Source organism: Curtobacterium sp. BH-2-1-1 (assembly GCF_001806325.1).
Taxonomy (GTDB): Bacteria; Actinomycetota; Actinomycetes; order Actinomycetales; family Microbacteriaceae; genus Curtobacterium.
Genome location: NZ_CP017580.1, coordinates 2,987,938 through 3,006,295 on the forward strand (window position 1 = coordinate 2,987,938; position 18,358 = coordinate 3,006,295).

17 protein-coding genes are annotated in these 18,358 nt (G+C 70.7%); 12 read left to right on the forward strand and 5 right to left on the reverse strand.

The window, feature by feature from the left end:
• Nucleotides 1-64 precede the first annotated feature (64 nt).
• The 5 genes from BJK06_RS14295 to BJK06_RS14315 all read right to left on the reverse strand — a co-directional run bounded on the left by BJK06_RS14295 (nucleotide 65) and on the right by BJK06_RS14315 (nucleotide 4,928).
• Nucleotides 65-838, reverse strand: coding sequence for a succinate dehydrogenase iron-sulfur subunit (locus BJK06_RS14295; RefSeq protein ID WP_070418436.1), 774 nt, complete (start codon nucleotides 836-838; stop codon nucleotides 65-67).
• Between the two features lies 1 nt (nucleotide 839).
• Nucleotides 840-2,633: a succinate dehydrogenase flavoprotein subunit gene (sdhA, locus tag BJK06_RS14300; protein ID WP_070418437.1), complete on the reverse strand. Its 1,794-nt coding sequence runs from the start codon at nucleotides 2,631-2,633 to the stop codon at nucleotides 840-842.
• 70 nt (nucleotides 2,634-2,703) lie between these two features.
• Nucleotides 2,704-3,150: a succinate dehydrogenase, hydrophobic membrane anchor protein gene (gene sdhD, locus BJK06_RS14305; RefSeq protein ID WP_070418438.1), complete on the reverse strand. Its 447-nt coding sequence runs from the start codon at nucleotides 3,148-3,150 to the stop codon at nucleotides 2,704-2,706.
• Nucleotides 3,151-3,161: 11 nt separating this feature from the next.
• Nucleotides 3,162-3,611 carry a succinate dehydrogenase, cytochrome b556 subunit gene (sdhC, locus tag BJK06_RS14310; RefSeq protein WP_083295282.1) on the reverse strand — a complete coding sequence of 150 codons (450 nt, stop codon included), beginning with the start codon at nucleotides 3,609-3,611 and terminating at the stop codon, nucleotides 3,162-3,164.
• A 78-nt stretch (nucleotides 3,612-3,689) separates the two neighbouring features.
• Nucleotides 3,690-4,928 (reverse strand): glycosyltransferase family 1 protein, encoded by a 1,239-nt coding sequence (locus BJK06_RS14315; protein ID WP_229086419.1) that lies wholly within the window; start codon nucleotides 4,926-4,928, stop codon nucleotides 3,690-3,692.
• A 256-nt stretch (nucleotides 4,929-5,184) separates the two neighbouring features.
• Here BJK06_RS14315 and BJK06_RS14320 point away from each other — a divergent pair, with 256 nt between their 5' ends.
• From BJK06_RS14320 to BJK06_RS14375, 12 genes are all read left to right on the forward strand, one after another.
• Nucleotides 5,185-6,300 carry a mannose-1-phosphate guanylyltransferase gene (locus tag BJK06_RS14320; RefSeq protein WP_070418440.1) on the forward strand — a complete coding sequence of 372 codons (1,116 nt, stop codon included), beginning with the start codon at nucleotides 5,185-5,187 and terminating at the stop codon, nucleotides 6,298-6,300.
• A gap of 209 nt (nucleotides 6,301-6,509) precedes the next feature.
• Entirely contained in the window at nucleotides 6,510-7,586 is a 1,077-nt protein-coding gene (locus tag BJK06_RS14325) for a BMP family protein (protein ID WP_070418441.1), read from the forward strand.
• Nucleotides 7,587-7,661: 75 nt separating this feature from the next.
• The gene (locus BJK06_RS14330; protein WP_070418442.1) at nucleotides 7,662-9,182 is read left to right on the forward strand and encodes an ABC transporter ATP-binding protein; all 1,521 of its coding nucleotides are present in this window, start codon (nucleotides 7,662-7,664) and stop codon (nucleotides 9,180-9,182) included.
• Nucleotides 9,179-10,540: an ABC transporter permease gene (locus tag BJK06_RS14335; protein WP_258027645.1), complete on the forward strand. Its 1,362-nt coding sequence runs from the start codon at nucleotides 9,179-9,181 to the stop codon at nucleotides 10,538-10,540. Before BJK06_RS14330 ends, BJK06_RS14335 begins: the two co-directional genes overlap by 4 nt.
• A complete protein-coding gene (locus tag BJK06_RS14340) occupies nucleotides 10,537-11,826 on the forward strand; it encodes an ABC transporter permease (RefSeq protein ID WP_070418443.1) in 1,290 nt (429 codons plus the stop codon). The genes BJK06_RS14335 and BJK06_RS14340 overlap by 4 nt, the downstream gene beginning before the upstream one ends.
• Before the next feature lie 202 nt (nucleotides 11,827-12,028).
• The gene (locus tag BJK06_RS14345; RefSeq protein ID WP_229086469.1) at nucleotides 12,029-12,388 is read left to right on the forward strand and encodes a cytidine deaminase; all 360 of its coding nucleotides are present in this window, start codon (nucleotides 12,029-12,031) and stop codon (nucleotides 12,386-12,388) included.
• A 5-nt stretch (nucleotides 12,389-12,393) separates the two neighbouring features.
• Entirely contained in the window at nucleotides 12,394-13,683 is a 1,290-nt protein-coding gene (locus BJK06_RS14350) for a thymidine phosphorylase (RefSeq protein WP_070418444.1), read from the forward strand.
• A gap of 132 nt (nucleotides 13,684-13,815) precedes the next feature.
• Nucleotides 13,816-14,928, forward strand: a complete 1,113-nt coding sequence (locus tag BJK06_RS14355) for an adenosine deaminase (protein ID WP_070418445.1) — start codon at nucleotides 13,816-13,818, stop codon at nucleotides 14,926-14,928.
• Nucleotides 14,929-14,931: 3 nt separating this feature from the next.
• Nucleotides 14,932-15,378: a PTS sugar transporter subunit IIA gene (locus tag BJK06_RS14360; RefSeq protein WP_070418446.1), complete on the forward strand. Its 447-nt coding sequence runs from the start codon at nucleotides 14,932-14,934 to the stop codon at nucleotides 15,376-15,378.
• Nucleotides 15,375-15,653 carry a PTS sugar transporter subunit IIB gene (locus BJK06_RS14365; RefSeq protein ID WP_070418447.1) on the forward strand — a complete coding sequence of 93 codons (279 nt, stop codon included), beginning with the start codon at nucleotides 15,375-15,377 and terminating at the stop codon, nucleotides 15,651-15,653. Before BJK06_RS14360 ends, BJK06_RS14365 begins: the two co-directional genes overlap by 4 nt.
• Nucleotides 15,654-15,683: 30 nt before the next feature.
• On the forward strand, nucleotides 15,684-16,523 hold the full coding sequence (locus BJK06_RS14370; protein ID WP_070418448.1) for a purine-nucleoside phosphorylase: 840 nt from the start codon (nucleotides 15,684-15,686) through the stop codon (nucleotides 16,521-16,523).
• Nucleotides 16,520-18,184: a phospho-sugar mutase gene (locus BJK06_RS14375; protein WP_070418449.1), complete on the forward strand. Its 1,665-nt coding sequence runs from the start codon at nucleotides 16,520-16,522 to the stop codon at nucleotides 18,182-18,184. Before BJK06_RS14370 ends, BJK06_RS14375 begins: the two co-directional genes overlap by 4 nt.
• Nucleotides 18,185-18,358: the final 174 nt, after the last annotated feature.

Sequence of the window (18,358 nt, forward strand, 5' to 3'; positions counted from 1 at the left end):
TATCGGTGGTGCCCCTGACGTGCCTTGGACGGAGCCGAGCGTCGGCCCCGTCCCGGCGACGTCGTCAGGCCCGGCCCCGCATGACGGCCTGCTTGACCTCGGAGATCGCCTTCGTGACCTGGATGCCGCGCGGGCACGCGTCGGTGCAGTTGAAGGTCGTGCGGCAGCGCCACACGCCCTCCTTGTCGTTGAGGATGTCGAGCCGGACGTCGGCCGCGTCGTCGCGCGAGTCGAAGATGAACCGGTGCGCGTTCACGATGGCGGCGGGACCGAAGTACTGGCCGTCCGTCCAGAACACCGGGCAGGACGACGTGCACGCGGCGCAGAGGATGCACTTCGTGGTGTCGTCGAAGCGCGCACGGTCGGCCACCGACTGGATGCGCTCCTTGCCCGGGGTGGGGGCGGTCGCGGGCTGCAGGAACGGCTGGACCTCACGGAAGGACTTGAAGAACGGCTCCATGTCGACGACGAGGTCCTTCTCGAGCGGCAGGCCCTTGATCGCCTCGACGTAGATCGGCTTCGACACGTCGAGGTCCTTGATCAGCGTCTTGCACGCCAGCCGGTTGCGTCCGTTGATGCGCATCGCGTCGGAGCCGCAGACACCGTGCGCGCAGGAGCGCCGGAAGGTCAGGGAGCCGTCCTGGTCCCACTTGATCTTGTGGAGCGCGTCGAGGATGCGGTCGGTCGGCAGCATCATGACGTCGAAGTCCTGCCAGCGCGGCTCGTCGTCGACGTCCGGGTCGAAGCGGCGGATGATGAGCGTCACCGGGAACGATCCGGGAGGGGCGTCCTGCACGGTGTCGGTGCGGGGTGCGTCGGAGACCGGGGTGTCGGTCATCTCAGTACTTCCTCTCCATCGGCTGGTACCGCGTCACGACGACTGGCTTCCAGTCGAGGGTGATGTGGTCGTCGGCGAGTGACGAGTGCGGGTCGCCCGTCAGGTACGCCATGGTGTGCTGCATGTAGTTCTCGTCGTCGCGCTTCGGGTAGTCGTCACGCATGTGGCCGCCGCGGGACTCCTTGCGGTTCCGGGCGGAGTACACGACGACCTCGGCGAGGTCGAGCAGGAACCCGAGCTCGACGGCCTCGAGCAGGTCGGTGTTGAACCGCTTGCCCTTGTCCTGCACGGAGACCTGCAGGAAGCGGTTCCGGAGCGTGTGGATGGTCTCGGTGACGCGGGCGAGCGACTCGTCGGTGCGGAACACCTGCGCGTTCTTGTCCATCTCGTCCTGCAGTTCCTTGCGGAGCACGGCGATGCGCTCGGTGCCGGTCGAGGCACGGAGCTGCGCGAGCATGTCGCGGACGCCGGCGGCGGGGTCCTCGGGCAGGGGGAGGAACTCGGCGGTCTTGACCCACTCGGCCGCGTTGTTGCCCGAGCGCTTGCCGAAGACGTTGATGTCGAGCAGCGAGTTGGTGCCGAGGCGGTTCGAACCGTGGACGGACACGCAAGCGCACTCGCCGGCGGCGTAGAGCCCGGGGACGACCGTGGTGTTGTCGTACAGGACCTCGGCGTCGGTGTTGGTCGGGATGCCGCCCATCGCGTAGTGCGCCGTCGGCATGACGGGCACCGGCTCGACGACCGGGTCGACACCGAGGTACGTGCGCGCGAACTCGGTGATGTCCGGGAGCTTGGTCTCGAGCACCTCGGCCCCGAGGTGCGTGCAGTCGAGCAGCACGTAGTCCTTGTTCGGCCCGGCGCCACGGCCCTCGGCGACCTCTTGCACCATGCACCGGGCGACGATGTCACGCGGGGCGAGGTCCTTGATGGTGGGGGCGTAGCGCTCCATGAACCGCTCGCCCGAGGCGTTGCGGAGGATCGCACCCTCGCCGCGGGCGCCCTCGGTGAGGAGGATGCCGAGGCCGGCGAGCCCGGTCGGGTGGAACTGGAAGAACTCCATGTCCTCGAGCGGGAGGCCGGTGCGCCAGACGATGCCGACGCCGTCGCCGGTCAGGGTGTGGGCGTTCGAGGTGGTCTTGTACATCTTGCCGAAGCCACCGGTCGCGAAGATCATCGCCTTGGCGTGGAAGACGTGGAGGTCACCGGTCGCGAGCTCGTACGCCACGACACCGGCGGGCTGCTTGCGGGTGACGCCGTCCTCGCCGACGACGTCGACCATGATGAGGTCGAGCGCGTAGAACTCGTTGAAGAAGTTCACGCCGAGCTTCACGCAGTTCTGGAACAGCGTCTGCAGGATCATGTGGCCCGTGCGGTCCGCCGCGTAGCAGGCCCGGCGGACGGGGGACTTGCCGTGGTCGCGGGTGTGACCGCCGAAGCGCCGCTGGTCGATCTTGCCCTCGGGCGTGCGGTTGAACGGCAGCCCCATGTTCTCGAGGTCGATGACCGCGTCGATGGCTTCCTTCGCGAGGATCTCGGCGGCGTCCTGGTCGACCAGGTAGTCGCCGCCCTTGATCGTGTCGAAGGTGTGCCACTCCCACGAGTCCTCTTCGACGTTGGCGAGCGCCGCGGCCATCCCGCCCTGCGCCGCACCGGTGTGCGAACGCGTCGGGTACAGCTTCGAGATGACGGCCGTCTTCGCCTTCGGGCCGGCCTCGATGGCGGCACGCATGCCGGCACCGCCCGCGCCGATGATGACGATGTCGAACTGGTGGTGGTGAACGGTGGTCTCGGTCACTGGGGCCTTTCAGGAGTGGTGCCGCGCCGACAGGGGCGTGCGGCAGCGAGGTCGAGGACGCGTGCTGCGGCTACTGGGCCGGGCAGAACGACGGCAGGTCCGCGGCGGCTGCGCCGGCGGGGCACGGGTCGAACGTCCAGCACACGAGCAGGCCGAGCACGATGAGCACGACGCAGGCGATGAGGATCGCGACGAGCAGGGTCTTGCGGATGCCCGGCTTCGAGACGTAGTCGTTGACGATCGTCCGCATGCCGTTCGAACCGTGGATCAGCGCGAGGACGAGCATGAGCGAGTCCCACACCTGCCAGAACGGCGACGCCCACTTGCCGGCGACGAACGCGAAGTCGATCTGCTTGACGCCCTCGCCCGCCACCATGTTGACGAAGAGGTGCCCGAAGATCAGCACGACGAGCAGGACGCCCGAGCCGCGCATGTAGATCCAGCCCCACTTCTCCCAGTTGGTGGAGCGGCGGGCTGCTGCTGCCGAGCGCGGGGGCTCGATGGTCTGCGTGGTCATCCGGATGCCCCCTAGTTGAAGTCCGCGACGAGGTTCATGAGCTGGCGAGGCAGGAAGCCGGCGATGGCGATGGCCCAGAGGACGATCACGATCCAGAACATGGCCCGCTGGTACTTCGGGCCCTTCGACCAGAAGTCGATGAGGATGATCCGGAGCCCGTTGAACGCGTGGAAGACGATGGCCATCACGAGCGCGATCTCACCGAGGTTCATGATCGGCGTCTTGTACGTGCCGATGACCGCGTTGTACGCCTCGGGGGAGAGTCGCACGAGGGCGGTGTCGAGGATGTGCACGAGCAGGAAGAAGTAGATCGCCACACCGGTGATGCGGTGCAGGACCCAGGACCACATGCCGGTGGACCCCCGGTAGAGCGTCCCCTGCGGTGTCCGAGAAGCGCGCGGCGCCTCGATCGTCACCCGGGGTGCGGCGGTCGCCGTACCCCCTGCGGTCTGCTCGGCCATGAGCTCGTCCTCCCATAGGACGGGCTCGCCCGATCGGCGAGCCCTTGCCGTTCGTGTTCGTGTGGAACACGACCCATCCTATGCGCGTGCGCTGACCTTCTCGTGCCAACCGGTCCGGGCACCCCGCGTCGTGGCGGGCGGCGCGCCGATCGTGCGGGCCGTGTCGTGGTGGTCGAGCAGTTCGTCGCCGATCGCCTCCCACGTCGTCCCCTCGACCCGGAGCCGCCCGGCGGAGCCCATCCGCTCGGCCAGGGCGCGGTCGTGGTGCAGGGCGAGGACGGCTCGACGCAGGGCCTGTGGCTCGTCCGGGTCGTACAGCTCGCCGTCGAGTCCCGGCGCGACGAGGTCGAGCGGCCCGCCGGCGCTCGGCGCGACGACCGGCAGCCCGCTGGCGTGCGCCTCCTGCAGGGTCTGGCCGAAGGTCTCCGCCGGTCCCGTGTGGACGAACAGGTCCAGGGCCGCGTAGGCGTCCGCGAGCGCGTCCCCGCGGAGCGGACCGGTGAACGTGACGTCCAGGTGGCGGAGGCGCCGTTCGAGCGCGGCCCGGGAGGGACCACCGCCCGCGACCACGATCCGGATCCCGGGGATGCCGCCGAGCTCGGCGAGCCGCTCGACCTCCTTCTCGGGCGCGAGCCGCCCGACGTACCCGACGATGGTCTCGCCGCGCGGGGCGATCCGCCGCCGGAGCGCCCGCACGTGCGCCGACGAGCGGCGCGCGGGGTGGAACAGCTCGGTGTCGACGCCGCGGCCCCAGCGCGCGACGCGGGGGACGCCGTCCTCGGCGAGCATCGCCGCGGTCGCGCTCGACGGCGCGAGCGTCAGCGAGGCGCCGGCGTGGATGCGTCCGAGGATCTTCCGCACCAACGGGACGGTCGCGGTCAGGCCGTTGCGGCGGGCGAACCCGGCCACGTCGGTCTGGAAGACGGCGACGGAGGGGATGCCGAGCCTCCCGGCCGCCGTGATCGCGCGCCCGCCCAGCAGGAACGGACTCGCGGCGTGGAGCACGTCGGCGCCGGAGGCGGCGAGGATCGTGTCGAGCACCGGATGGGGGAGCGCGACCGGGAACTGGCGGTAGGCCACGGCCGGGACCCGGTGGACGTCGAAGGAGCGGTACCGCTCCACCGCGGTCCGCGAGCGGAACTGCGCGATGCCGGGGGTGTCCGGCGCGATGACGACCGCGCGGTGACCGCGGCGTTCCAGGTGGTCCAGCACCGCGAGGACGCTGGTGGTGACGCCGTTGAGGGTGGGCAGGAAGCTCTCGGTCACGACGGCGACGGTCCGTTGGGACGTGCCGCGCTCCACGCTGCGTGCGTTCATGGCGGTGTCCATGGTCCGCGCGCGGCGTGTCCCCGCGGGGCCGTCGACGTGAACGCCCGGCACGCAGGCGGTGAACAGCCGCGTCGGCGGGTGGCGAACGGTCGCGTCCGCGCGTGGTGGACGACCGGACTGGAGGCGCGGCGCACGACCGGCGGGCCGGCTGCGGTGGCCGTGTGCGGACTCCCGCACCGCGTGCGTGCGGGAAGCGTGCGGGAACCACCCAGGTCGCGCCCGGCCGCACCGGTACGGTGAGCACGTGGCAGACGCACTCGAGGACTTCTACGCGATCATCCCCGCCGGGGGCATCGGATCGCGGCTCTGGCCGTTGTCGCGTGCCGACGCGCCTAAGTTCCTGCACGACCTGACCGGGTCCGGCACCTCGCTGCTCCGGCAGACGTGGGACCGTCTCGCGCCCCTGGCCGGCGAGCAGCGGATCATGGTCGTCACCGGCCGTGCGCACCGGGTCGCCGTCGAGTCGCAGCTTCCCGGCGTCGAGGACCACAACGTGGTGCTCGAGAGCGAGCCGAAGGACTCCACGGCGGCCATCGGCCTCGCCGCGGCGATCCTGCGCCGCCGCGAGCCGGACGTCGTCATCGGCTCCTTCGCGGCGGACCACGTCATCGGTGACGCCCGGGGCTTCCGCCGGTCGGTCCGCGAAGCGGTCGTCGCCGCACGCGCCGGCTACATCACGACGATCGGCATCACGCCGACCGAGCCGGCGATCGGCTTCGGCTACATCCACGCGCACGACGACCCGATCGGCATCGAGGGCGCCCCGACCGCCCACGCGGTGCGCTCCTTCGTCGAGAAGCCCGACCTCGACACCGCGCGCTCGTACGTCGAGCAGGGCACCTACCTCTGGAACGCGGGCATGTTCATCGCCCGCGCCGACGTGCTGCTCGCCGAGATCGGCCGGACGAAGCCCGAGCTGCTCGCCGGCATCGAAGAGCTCGCCGACGCGTGGGACACCTCGGCCCGTGGTGCCGTCGTGGACGCGGTGTGGCCGAACCTCGAGAAGATCGCCATCGACTACACGGTCGCCGAGCCCGCCGCCGCCGCAGGGCGCATGGCGGTCATCCCCGGCGACTTCGACTGGGACGACGTCGGCGACTTCGCCTCGCTCGCGAAGCTGCAGTCCGGCGGCCGCGCGAACAACCTCGCGGTGCTCGGGGACGGCGCTCGCATCCTCGCGGACTCGTCGAGCGGCATCGTCGTCTCGCACAGCCAGCGGCTCATCTCGCTCATCGGCGTCGAGGACATCGTCGTCGTGGACACCCCCGACGCCCTGCTCGTGACCACCAGTGCGAACGCGCAGCGCGTCAAGGGTGTGGTGGATGCACTGAAGATCAGCGGCCGCGGCGACGTCCTGTAGCGCTCCACCACGAAAAGCGCTTGACGTCCCCCGAACTGGGGGCAGAACCGTGACTTCGCGTTACGGGCGCGTTTCGGCGCGGTCGCGATCCCGTAACTGATCCCAGGAGTCCCTCAGGGGCGTTCTGTACCGGCCGGGCGGTCGTGTACTGTCGCCACGATCGCCCGGAACGCACGTGGTCCGGGCACGCTCCCCGGAGGAACCCACCCGTGACATCTCGTACCCGTCAGGTCCTGCTGAGCTCCCTCGCGCTCGCCGGTACCGTCGCCGTCCTCGCCGGTTGCTCGGCCGCCCCGTCCGACACCGCGTCCGGCGACAACAAGACCAGCTTCCGCCCCTGCATGGTCTCCGACGCCGGTGGCTTCGACGACAAGTCGTTCAACCAGCTCGGGTTCGAGGGCATGAAGGACGCCGCGTCCGACCTCGGTGCCACCTACAAGTCGGCCGAGTCCAAGGACGCCACCGTCTACGACTCGAACATCGAGCAGCTCATCGGCCAGAACTGCAACCTCATCGTCACCGTCGGCTTCAACCTCGCCGACGCCACGAAGAAGCAGGCCGCGGCGAACCCCGACACCGACTTCGCGATCATCGACGACAACTCGATCGACGCGAAGAACGTCAAGCCGATCACCTTCGACACCTCGCAGGCGGCGTTCCTCGCCGGCTACGCGGCCGCCTCGTACTCGAAGAGCGGCGTCGTCGGCACCTTCGGCGGCATGCAGATCCCGACCGTCACCATCTTCATGGACGGCTTCGCGGACGGCGTGAAGTACTACAACGAGCAGAAGTCGAAGGACGTCAAGGTCGTCGGCTGGGACGTCGACAGCCAGAAGGGCTCCTTCACGGGCGGCTTCGAGGCCGGCACGCAGGCCAAGGCCGTCGCGCAGACCCTGATCGACCAGGACGCCGACGTGATCCTGCCCGTCGGTGGCCCGATCTACCAGTCGGCAGCCGAGGCCATCAAGGACGCGAACAACGGTTCCGTGCTGATCGGTGCGGACAGCGACCTCTACGAGGCCGACCCGCGCTACAAGGACATCGCGTTCACGTCCGTCGAGAAGGGCATGCGCCCCGCCGTCAAGGACGTCGTCGAGCAGGCCGCCGACAAGAAGTACTCCAACGAGCCGTACGTCGGCACGCTGAAGAACGACGGCGTCGGCATCGCGCCGTTCCACGACTACGCCGACAAGGTCGACAGCGGCCTCGAGAAGGAGCTCGACACCATCAAGTCGGGCATCATCGACGGCTCGATCAAGGTCGAGACCAAGGCGACCGTCAAGTAGTCCGGTGAACGCGGGCGGGGGAACCTCCCTCGCCCGCGTTTCCGTGCGTCGATCACAGAAACAGACCCAGAGAACATGAAGCTCGAACTCCGCGGCATCACGAAGCGGTTCGGCCCCCTCGTCGCCAACGACCACATCTCGCTCACCGTCGAGCCCGGTGAGGTCCACTGTCTCCTCGGGGAGAACGGCGCCGGCAAGTCGACCCTGATGAACGTCCTGTACGGCCTGTACCAGGCGGACGAGGGCGAGATCCTCCTCGACGACGTCGTCCAGGACTTCGACGGACCCGGTGACGCCATGCGTTCCGGCATCGGCATGGTGCACCAGCACTTCATGCTCGTCCCCGTCTTCACCGTCGCCGAGAACGTCATGCTCGGCCAGGAGCAGACCGCGTTCGGCGGCCGGCTCGACCTCGCCGGCGCCCGCAAGCGCGTGCGGGAGATCTCCGAGCGCTTCGGGTTCGACGTCGACCCGGACGCCAAGGTCGAGGACCTCCCCGTCGGCGTCCAGCAGCGGGTCGAGATCATCAAGGCGCTGTCCCGCGACGCCTCGGTCCTGGTGTTCGACGAGCCGACGGCCGTCCTCACCCCGCAGGAGACCGACGAGCTGATGGGCATCATGCGCCAGCTCCGTGCGGCCGGCACCGCGATCGTGTTCATCACCCACAAGCTGCGCGAGGTCCGCGAGGTCGCCGACCGCATCACCGTGATCCGCCTCGGCAAGGTCGTCGGCGAGGCATCGCCCACCGCGACGAACAACGAGCTCGCGGCGCTCATGGTCGGCCGTGCCGTCTCCCTCGTCGTCGACAAGGCACCGGCCACCGGTGGTGAGGACGCCCTCGTCGTCGACGGGCTGACCGTCACCGACCCGTCCGGCATCGTCCTCGTCGACGACGTCTCGTTCACGGTCCGGCGCGGCGAGGTCCTCGCCATCGCCGGGGTGCAGGGCAACGGCCAGACCGAGCTGACCGAGGCGATCCTCGGCCTCGAGCCGGTGCACGCCGGCCACGTCGCGCTCGACGGGCGCGAGCTCACCGGCCGCACCGTCAAGCAGATCCTCGACGCCGGAGTCGGCTTCGTCCCGGAGGACCGGAAGGAAGACGGGCTCGTCGGCGAGTTCACCATCGCCGAGAACCTCATGCTCGACCGTGCCGACCACGCCGAGTTCGTCCGCGCCGGCACGATCCGATCGGCGGAGCGCGACGCGTTCGCCGACGAGAAGATCGCCGAGTTCGACATCCGCACGCCGAGCCGCACCACCGCGGCAGGCCGGCTGTCCGGCGGCAACCAGCAGAAGATCGTCCTCGCCCGCGAGCTGAGCCGTGACCTGCGCCTCTTCGTCGCGGCACAGCCGACCCGCGGCATCGACGTCGGGTCGATCGAGTTCGTGCACAAGCGCATCGTCGCCACGCGCGACACCGGTGTCCCGGTCATCGTCGTCTCCACGGAGCTCGACGAGGTCGTGGCACTTGCCGACCGGATCGCCGTGATGTACCGCGGCGGGATCGTCGGCATCGTCCCCGCGGACACCCCGCGCGACGTCCTCGGCCTGATGATGGCCGGAGAACTCCCAGAAGGAACGGAGCTGGCAGCGTGAGCACCCCCACGCCAGACAACACGCAGCCGGATGCCCAGCCGACGGCCGACACGCAGCCGGACGCACCGCTGACCGACGACCGCCTGCAGGACGTCGAGTCCACCCCGCACCTCATGACGGACTCCGCCGAGGACACCGAGCGACGTCAGGGCAGCGACCGCTGGCAGGCCGCACTGCACGGCATCGTCAACGGCTCCGCGCTCGTCACGGTCCTCGCCGTCGTGCTCGCCCTCGTCGCGTGCGGCATCCTCATCGCCATCACCGACGAGAACGTCCGCTCGGCCGCCGGGTACTTCTTCGCCCGTCCGGCCGACACCTTCCGGGCGATCGGCACCGCGGTCGGCGGCGCGTACGCGTCGCTGTTCGAGGGGTCCGTCGTCAACTTCGGCGCGTCGAGCTTCCAGCAGGCCATCGTGCCGCTGACCCGCTCGATCGACTACGCCGTGCCGCTCATCGCGGCCGGCCTCGGCATCGCGCTGTCGTTCCGCGCCGGCCTGTTCAACATCGGCGGCCAGGGCCAGATCCTGATGGGCGCCGCGGCGGCTGGCTGGGTCGGCTTCTCGTTCGACGGCCCCGCGGCGATCCACATCCCGCTCACGATCGTCGCCGGCATCGTCGGCGGTGCGGTGTGGGCCGGGATCGTCGGCGTCCTCAAGGCGCGGACGGGTGCCAACGAGGTCGTCCTCACGATCATGCTCAACTACGTCGCGCTGTACCTCGTGAGCTACCTGCTCCGCACGCCGGGCCTGCTGCAGGCGCCGGGCAGCCCGAACCCGATCTCGCCCGCGACGAAGGACAGCGCGGTGCTCCCGCCGCTGTTCGGGGTGCGCTACGGCGTGGACCTCGGCTTCGTCGTGGCGATCATCGCGGTCGTCGTCGTGTGGTGGCTCGTGAACAAGTCCTCGCTCGGCTTCCGCTTCCGCACCATCGGTGAGAACCCGCGTGCCGCTCGCGTGGCGGGCATGAGCGTGCCGTCCCTGACCATCTGGGTCCTCGTCATCTCCGGTGCCCTCGTCGGCATCGCCGGCGCGTACCAGGTGCAGGGCGCGGTCACGACCGGGTTCACCTCCGGCATCGACGCCGGCATCGGGTTCGACGCCATCACCGTGGCGCTGCTCGGCCGGTCGAAGCCGTGGGGCGTGTTCTGGGCCGCGATCCTGTTCGGCGTGCTGAAGAACGGCGGCTACGCCATGCAGGCCGCGAACGGCATCCCGATCGACATCGTGGGCGTCATCCAGGCCCTCATCGTCCTCTTCATCGCGGCACCGCCGCTCGTCCGCGCGATCTTCCGGATCCCGCAGCCGGGTGCTCGTCGACGCGTCTCCACGAAGAACAGCAAGAAGGCGGTCGCCGCGTGAGCACCCTCAGCCCCACCGCGCCCAGCGCGTCGCCGGTCGCCGGCCGTCCGGTCGAAACCACCCGCAGCTGGAAGCTCGCGATCGGGTACGGCGTCTTCACGCTGATCGCCCTCGTGCTCTTCGCGCTGTTGCCCCGCACCGGGACGACCACGTTCCGCCTCGCCAACAGCGGCGACTTCTTCGCCCTGCCCGACGTGCCGCTGCCGGCCGTGGGCACCGGGATCGTCGTGGTCGTGCTGCTCGCGATCCTCACCGTCTACGCGGTCGTCGAGACCCGTGCGGTGCGCCGCGTGCCGATGTGGGTCACCGCGGTGTTCGCCGTGGTGTTCGTCATCGGGTTCCTGACGTGGGCGGCCGCCGGCAAGTCCCTGCCGATCCCCGGCCTGCTGCTCGGCGCGCTGAGCCTCAGCGTCCCGCTGGTGTTCGGTGCCCTCGGCGGCGTCATCTCCGAGCGCGTCGGTGTCGTGAACATCGCGATCGAGGGACAGTTCCTCGCCGGCGCGTTCAGCTCCGCCATGGTCGCGTCCATCACCGGCTCGCCCTGGGTCGGCCTCGTCGCGGCGCTCGTCGCGGGCACGCTCGTGTCGTTCATCCTCGCGGCGTTCAGCATCAAGTACCTCGTCGACCAGGTGATCGTCGGTGTCGTCATCAACGCCTTCATCTCCGGCCTGACCGGCTTCCTGTACTCGCAGGTGCTCTCGCCGAACGAGACCACGCTCAACGTCGGCGTCCGGTTCCCGATCATCCCGATCCCGGTCCTGCACCAGATCCCGGTCATCGGTCCGGTGTTCTTCGAGCAGCGGGTCACGGTCTACCTGGCCTACGTGGCGGTCGCGGTCGTGACGTTCGGGCTCTTCAAGACCCGCTGGGGCCTGCGGCTCCGCGCGGTCGGCGAGCACCCGCAGGCGGCGGACACGGTGGGCATCAACGTCACCGGGACCCGGTTCTGGAACGTGTCCCTCGCCGGAGCGATCGCGGGCCTCGGCGGCGCGTACTTCACGCTCGACGCGGTCGGCCCGTTCACCAAGGACATGACCGCCGGCGCGGGCTACATCGCGCTCGCGGCGGTCATCTTCGGTCGCTGGGACCCGATCAAGGCGACGTTCGCGGCGCTGCTGTTCGGGTTCGCGTCGAACCTGCAGAACACCCTCGGCGCGATCAACTCGCCCGTGCCGAGCGAGTTCCTGCTCATGCTCCCGTACGTGGTGACGATCTTCGCGGTGGCCGGCCTGGTCGGGCAGTCGCGTGGGCCGGCAGCGTCCGGCAAGCCGTACATCAAGAGCTGACGGCCAGGAGGCACGGCACATGACCGACACGCACGCTGCGGGCGACGACCAGATCGCGTCCACCGACGCGACCGGCTGGGCGGACCCGGCCACGGCCCTGGACGGGCGCGGCGGCCGGACCGCCGCCGACGGGACGGGGGCCGAGCCGCGGCTCCCGTCCGACGTGGACTGGACCGCCCTGCGGACCGCAGCGACGGCCGCGATGGGCCACGCCTACGCGCCGTACTCGTCGTTCCCGGTGGGCGCCGCGGCGCTCACCGACGACGGCCGGATCGTGTCCGGCTGCAACGTCGAGAACGCGTCCTACGGGGTGACGCTCTGCGCGGAGTGCTCGCTCGTCTCGCAGCTGCACATGACCGGCGGCGGCAAGCTCGTGGCGTTCACGTGCGTCGACGGTGACGGGGCGACCCTGATGCCGTGCGGCCGGTGCCGCCAGCTGCTCTTCGAGCACTCCACCGAGGGCATGCTGCTCGAGACCGTCTCCGGCATCCGCACCATCGACGAGGTCCTGCCGGACGCCTTCGGGCCGCGGACCCTCGCCACCTACCAGCAGGAGCACTGATCCACATGGCCGTCGAGCCGTTCGACACCGTCGACCTCATCCGCACGAAGCGCTCCGGGGGCGCCCTGAGCACCGCCGAGGTCGACTGGCTCGTCGATGCCTACACGCGCGGCTACGTCGAGGACCCGCAGATGGCGGCGATGGCGATGGCGATCTTCCTGAACGGGATGGAGCGGCGCGAGATCAAGGACCTCACGCTCGCGATGATCGCGTCGGGGGAGCGGATGTCGTTCTCGTCGCTCGGCAAGACGACGGTCGACAAGCACTCGACCGGTGGTGTCGGCGACAAGATCACGCTGCCGTTGGCGCCCCTCGTGGCGTCGTTCGGGGTCGCGGTACCCCAGCTGTCGGGCCGCGGGCTCGGGCACACCGGCGGGACGCTCGACAAGCTCGAGTCCATCCCCGGGTGGCAGGCGGCGCTGTCGAACGACCGTCTCCTCGAGGTGCTGACCGACGTGGGGGCGGTCATCTGCGCCGCCGGTACCGGCCTGGCGCCGGCCGACAAGAAGCTGTACGCCCTGCGGGACATCACCGGCACCGTCGAGAGCATCCCGCTCATCGCGTCGAGCATCATGTCGAAGAAGATCGCCGAGGGCACGGGTGCGCTCGTGCTCGACGTGAAGTTCGGGTCGGGGGCGTTCATGCCCTCGTACGAGGCGTCGCGCGAGCTCGCGCAGACGATGGTCGACCTCGGGAACGACGCCGGGGTGAAGACCTCGGCACTGCTGACCGACATGGAGGTCCCGCTCGGGCTGACGATCGGCAACGCGCTCGAGGTGCGGGAGTCGGTCGACGTGTTGGCGGGCGGGGGTCCAGCCGACGTCGTCGCGCTGACCGTGGCGCTGGCGACCGAGATGCTCACGCTGGCCGGGCTGCCGGACGCCGACCCGGCCGCCGCACTGGCCGACGGCCGCGCGATGGACACCTGGCGGCGGATGATCCAGGCGCAGGGCGGGGACCCCGCAGCCGCGTTGCCGGTCGCCCGCGAGCATCACGTCGTCACCGCGCCGTCGTCGGGAGTGCTCGCGCAGCAGGACGCCCTGCCGTTCGGCGTCTCGGCCTGGCGCCTGGGTGCCGGCCGTGCGCGCGCGCAGGACCCGGTGCAGGCCGGGGCGGGCATCGAGCTGCACGTCAAGCCCGGTGACACCGTCGCCGCGGGGCAGCCGCTCTGGACGCTGCACACCGACGACGCGTCGCGGATCCCGCGGGCGCTCGAGTCGCTCGAGGGTGCTTGGTCGATCGGCACCGAGGCGCCTCGGCGTGGGCCGATCGTGCGCGAGCGCATCGCGGGCTGAACCCGGGCCGTGGGACCGGCCACCGGCCGGGCTGCGGCTGCCTGCCCGGCTGTGGAGAGCCTCCAGCGGGTCCCGTCGTCTGTTGTGCACAGGTGCCTGCGCGCGGTCGGTGACCACCGATAGCCTGGGTGCATGAGCTCCGACGCCACGACCTACCGCCTGCCCGACGCCGGAGCGGTCATCAACGACCTGCCGAAGGTCTCGCTGCACGACCACCTCGACGGTGGCCTGCGCCCGGCGACGATCGTCGAGCTCGCCGGTGCCGCGGGCGTCACCCTGCCGACCACCGACCCGGCTGAGCTCGGGCAGTGGTTCGCCGACCAGTCGAACTCCGGCTCGCTCGTCGAGTACCTGAAGACCTTCGACGTCACGATCTCGGTGATGCAGACGGCGCCGCAGCTGCACCGCATCGCGAAGGAGTTCGTCGAGGACCTGGTCGCCGACGGCGTCGTCTACGGCGAGGTCCGCTGGGCGCCCGAGCAGCACCTGCAGGGCGGGCTCACGCTCGACCAGGCGGTCGAGGCCGTGCAGGCCGGCATCGAGGAAGCGGTCGACGCCGCCGGCGGCAGCATCCGCGTCGGTCAGCTCGTCACGGCGATGCGCCACGCGGACCGTGCACTCGAGATCGCCGAGCTCGCCGTCCGGCACCGCGACGGCGGCGTGGTCGGCTTCGACATCGCCGGTGCCGAGGCCGGGTTCCCGCCCTCGAACCACCGTGCGGCGTTCGACTACCTCGCGTCCGAGCTCTTCCCCGTGACGGTGCACGCGGGCGAGGCCGACGGGCTCGCCTCGATCCGCTCCGCGCTCGTCGACGGGCGGGCACTGCGCCTCGGCCACGGCGTCCGCATCTTCGAGGACGTCATCCTGTCCGACGCCGGTGACGGCTCGACGCTCGCCTCCCTCGGCGAGGTCGCCTCGTGGGTGCGCGACCGTGAGATCCCGCTCGAGGTCTCGCCGTCGTCGAACCTGCAGACCGGGGCCGTCGCGGCGTGGGGCGACGACCTCGCCGACCACCCCTTCGACGTCCTCTACCAGCTCGGCTTCCGGGTCACGGTGAACACGGACAACCGCCTGATGAGCGACACCTCGCTCTCGAAGGAGCTCGCGCTGCTCGCGGGCACGTTCGGCTACGACCTCGACGACCTCGCGGCGTTCCAGATCAACGCGGCGCTCGGCTCGTTCCTGCCGCTCGAGGACCGCGAAGAGATCATCGCCACCATCACGGCCGGTCACCAGGAGGCCTGACGCATGCCACTGCCGCCGCTGCCGGACTCCGCCGTCGTGCTCGGGGCGACCGCGTCCTCGTGGCGCGACGCGCTCCGGCTGGCCGGCGGTGCCCTCGTGTCGTCGGGAGCGGCCACCGAGCCGTACACCGACGCCATGATCGGCCTGGTCGAGGAACACGGGCCGTACATCGTCATCTCGCCCGGGCTGGCGTTCGCGCACGCCCGGCCGGGGCCCGCGGTGCTGCGTGACGGGCTGTCCGTCGTGACGCTCGACGCGCCGGTGTCGTTCGGGCACCCGCACAACGATCCGGTCCGCGTGGTCCTCGGGCTCGCGGTCGCCGGGGTCGGCACCCACCTCGAGTCGATCGGGGAGATCGCGAACCTGTTCAACGACGCCTCGGTGACCGGTCGGATCGCCGATGCCGCCACCGCGGACGAGGTCCGCGCGATCATGGGGGTCACGGCATGAAGATCGTCACCATCTGCGGCGCGGGCATCGGTTCCAGCGCGATCCTCAAGGTGAACGCCGAGAAGGCCCTCGCGGCCCTCGGGCTGACCGCGTCCGTCGTGGCGGCCGACGTCGCGTCCGTGCAGAAGGTGTCCGACGACGCGAACGTGATCCTCACCAGCCAGGAGTTCGTCGAGGCGATCGGGTCCACCTACGCCGAGGTCATCGTGATCCGGAACCACTTCGACCAGGCCGAGATCACGGCCGCGGTGGACCGGGCGCTCGGCGAACACTGACGCCGGTTCCGTGGCCTCTAGAGTTGGGGCATGAGCACGGAGAACCCGCTGAACGACCCCGCCGCCGACCCGTTCGAGGTCGCGCGTGATGCCGCCGAGGTCATCGCCTCGAAGTCCGGCATCGAGCGCCACGACATCGCCCTGACCCTCGGGTCCGGGTGGGGGAAGGCCGCGGACCTCATCGGCGAGACCGTGTCCGAGATCCCCGCGTCCGAGGTCCCCGGCTTCAGCGCCTCGGCCGTCCCCGGGCACTCCGGTACGGTCCGCTCGATCCGTCTCGCCGACGGCCGGCACGCGCTGGTCATCGGGGCGCGCACGCACTACTACGAGGGCCACGGGGTCCGTCGGGTCGTGCACAGCGTCCGGACCGCGGCGGCGACCGGCGCCTCGATCATGGTCCTGACGAACGGGGCTGGGGGCATCAAGGAGCACTGGACGCCCGGCACGCCCGTCCTCATCAGCGACCACATCAACCTCACCGCGGACAGCCCGCTCGAGGGCGCCACGTTCGTCGACCTCACCGACCTGTACTCGGCGCGGCTCCGCTCGGTTGCTCGCGGCGTGGACCCGTCGCTCGACGAGGGCGTCTACACCCAGTTCCGCGGTCCGCACTACGAGACGCCGGCTGAGGTCCAGATGGCGAAGACCATCGGCGGCCACATCGTCGGCATGTCCACCGCGCTCGAGGCCATCGCGGCGCGGCAGGCCGGCATGGAGGTCCTCGGCTTCTCGCTCATCACGAACCTCGCCGCCGGCATCCAGAAGACGCCGCTGTCCCACGCCGAGGTGCTCGAGGCCGGGCGCGAAGCCGAGCCGGTGATCGCCGACCTGCTCGCCCGCGTGGTGACCGCGCTGGGCTCCGCGTCGTGAAGCTCGACGTCGACGGCGTGCTCGCTGCTGCTCGTGCCTGGAGCGCGCAGGACCCGGACCCCGAGACCCGTTCCTCGCTCGATGCGGCGATCGACGCGGCGGCGACCGGCGACGGTCCCGCCGTGCAGGACCTCGCCGCGCGGTTCGCCGGGCGCCTGGCGTTCGGCACAGCCGGCCTCCGCGCCGAGCTCGGGTACGGACCGCTCCGGATGAACCGGGTCGTCGTGACCCAGGCCGCCGCGGGACTCGCGCGCTTCCTCATCGACACCGGTCGTCGACGCAGCGTCGTCATCGGGTACGACGGTCGGGTGAACTCGGACGTCTTCGCCCGCGACTCCGCCGAGGTCATGCGCGGCCTCGGGCTCGAGGTCACCCTGCTGCCGTCGGCGCTCCCCACGCCCGTGCTGGCGTTCGCCGTGCGGCACCTCGACGTCGGTGCCGGGGTGATGGTGACCGCGAGCCACAACCCGCCGCGGGACAACGGCTACAAGGTCTACCTCGGCGAGGACGACGAGGGGTCGCAGATCGTCCCGCCCGTCGACGCCGACATCGCCGCCGCGATCGACGCCGTCGCCGCTGGCTCGATCGCGGACCTGCCCCGTGCCACCGACTACACCGTCGCCACGTCCGAGCTGCTCGGCGCCTACGTGTCCGCCACCGCGGCGACGGTGGCAGCGCCCGGGCTCGCTCCGGACGCGCAGCCGAAGGTCGTCTACACGGCCATGCACGGCGTCGGGTGGGAGACCGCCCGCGCGGTGTTCGAGGCGGCCGGGTTCGCCCTGCCGGTGACCGTGCCCGAGCAGATCGAGCCGGACGGGGCGTTCCCGACGGTGTCGTTCCCGAACCCCGAGGAACCGGGGGCGATGGACCTGTCGATCGCCCGCGGGGTCGCTGTCGGTGCGGACCTCGTCATCGCGAACGATCCGGACGCCGATCGGCTGGCGCTGGCGATCCCGGACGGCGACGGTTCCTTCCGCAGGCTCTCGGGCAACGAGGTCGGCTGGCTCCTCGGGTGGCGCGCTGCCGCCCGGGCGTCCGACGACGGTGTGCAGGGAACGCTCGCGGCGTCGATCGTGTCCTCGCCGGCGCTCGCACGGGTCGCGGCGCGGCACGGGCTGGAGTACCGCGACACCCTCACCGGCTTCAAGTGGGTCTCCCGCGTCCCCGGGCTGCTGTTCGGGTACGAGGAAGCGCTCGGCTACCTGGTCGACCCGGAGGTCGTCCGCGACAAGGACGGCATCTCGGCGGCGCTGTCCCTGCTGTCCCTCGCCGCGGACCTGGCTGCCTCGGGGTCGTCGATCGCCGGGCAGCTCGACGCCTTCGCGGCCGAGTTCGGGGCGTTCGCGTCCGGGCAGGTGGCGACCCGGGTGGACGACCTCTCCCGCATCGGGTCGATCATGGCGTCCCTGCGGTCGACGCCGCCGACGACGCTGGGCGGCCTGTCGGTGCTGTCGGTGACGGACTACGCCGGTGGTGTCGAGGGCTTCCCGCCGTCGGACATCCTCCGCTACGACCTGACGGGTGACGCCCGCGTGATCGTCCGGCCGAGCGGGACCGAGCCGAAGGTGAAGGTCTACATCGACACCGTCGCGGCGACCCCCGCCGAGGCGCAGTCGCTCGTCGACGCCCTCGCTGCCGACATCCGCCCCCTGGTGTCGTAGGCGCGGCCGCGCCTACGGCGGCGCTGGCGGCTCTGGCGGCGCTGGCGGCTCACCGCGCGTCGAACCACGTTTCCGACGTCGAACCAGCTCGTGCCGCTGGTTCGACGTCGGAAACGTGGTTCGACGTTTGTGCGCGTGCGAGTTGTGAGCACGTGACTTCTCCACAGATCGAGC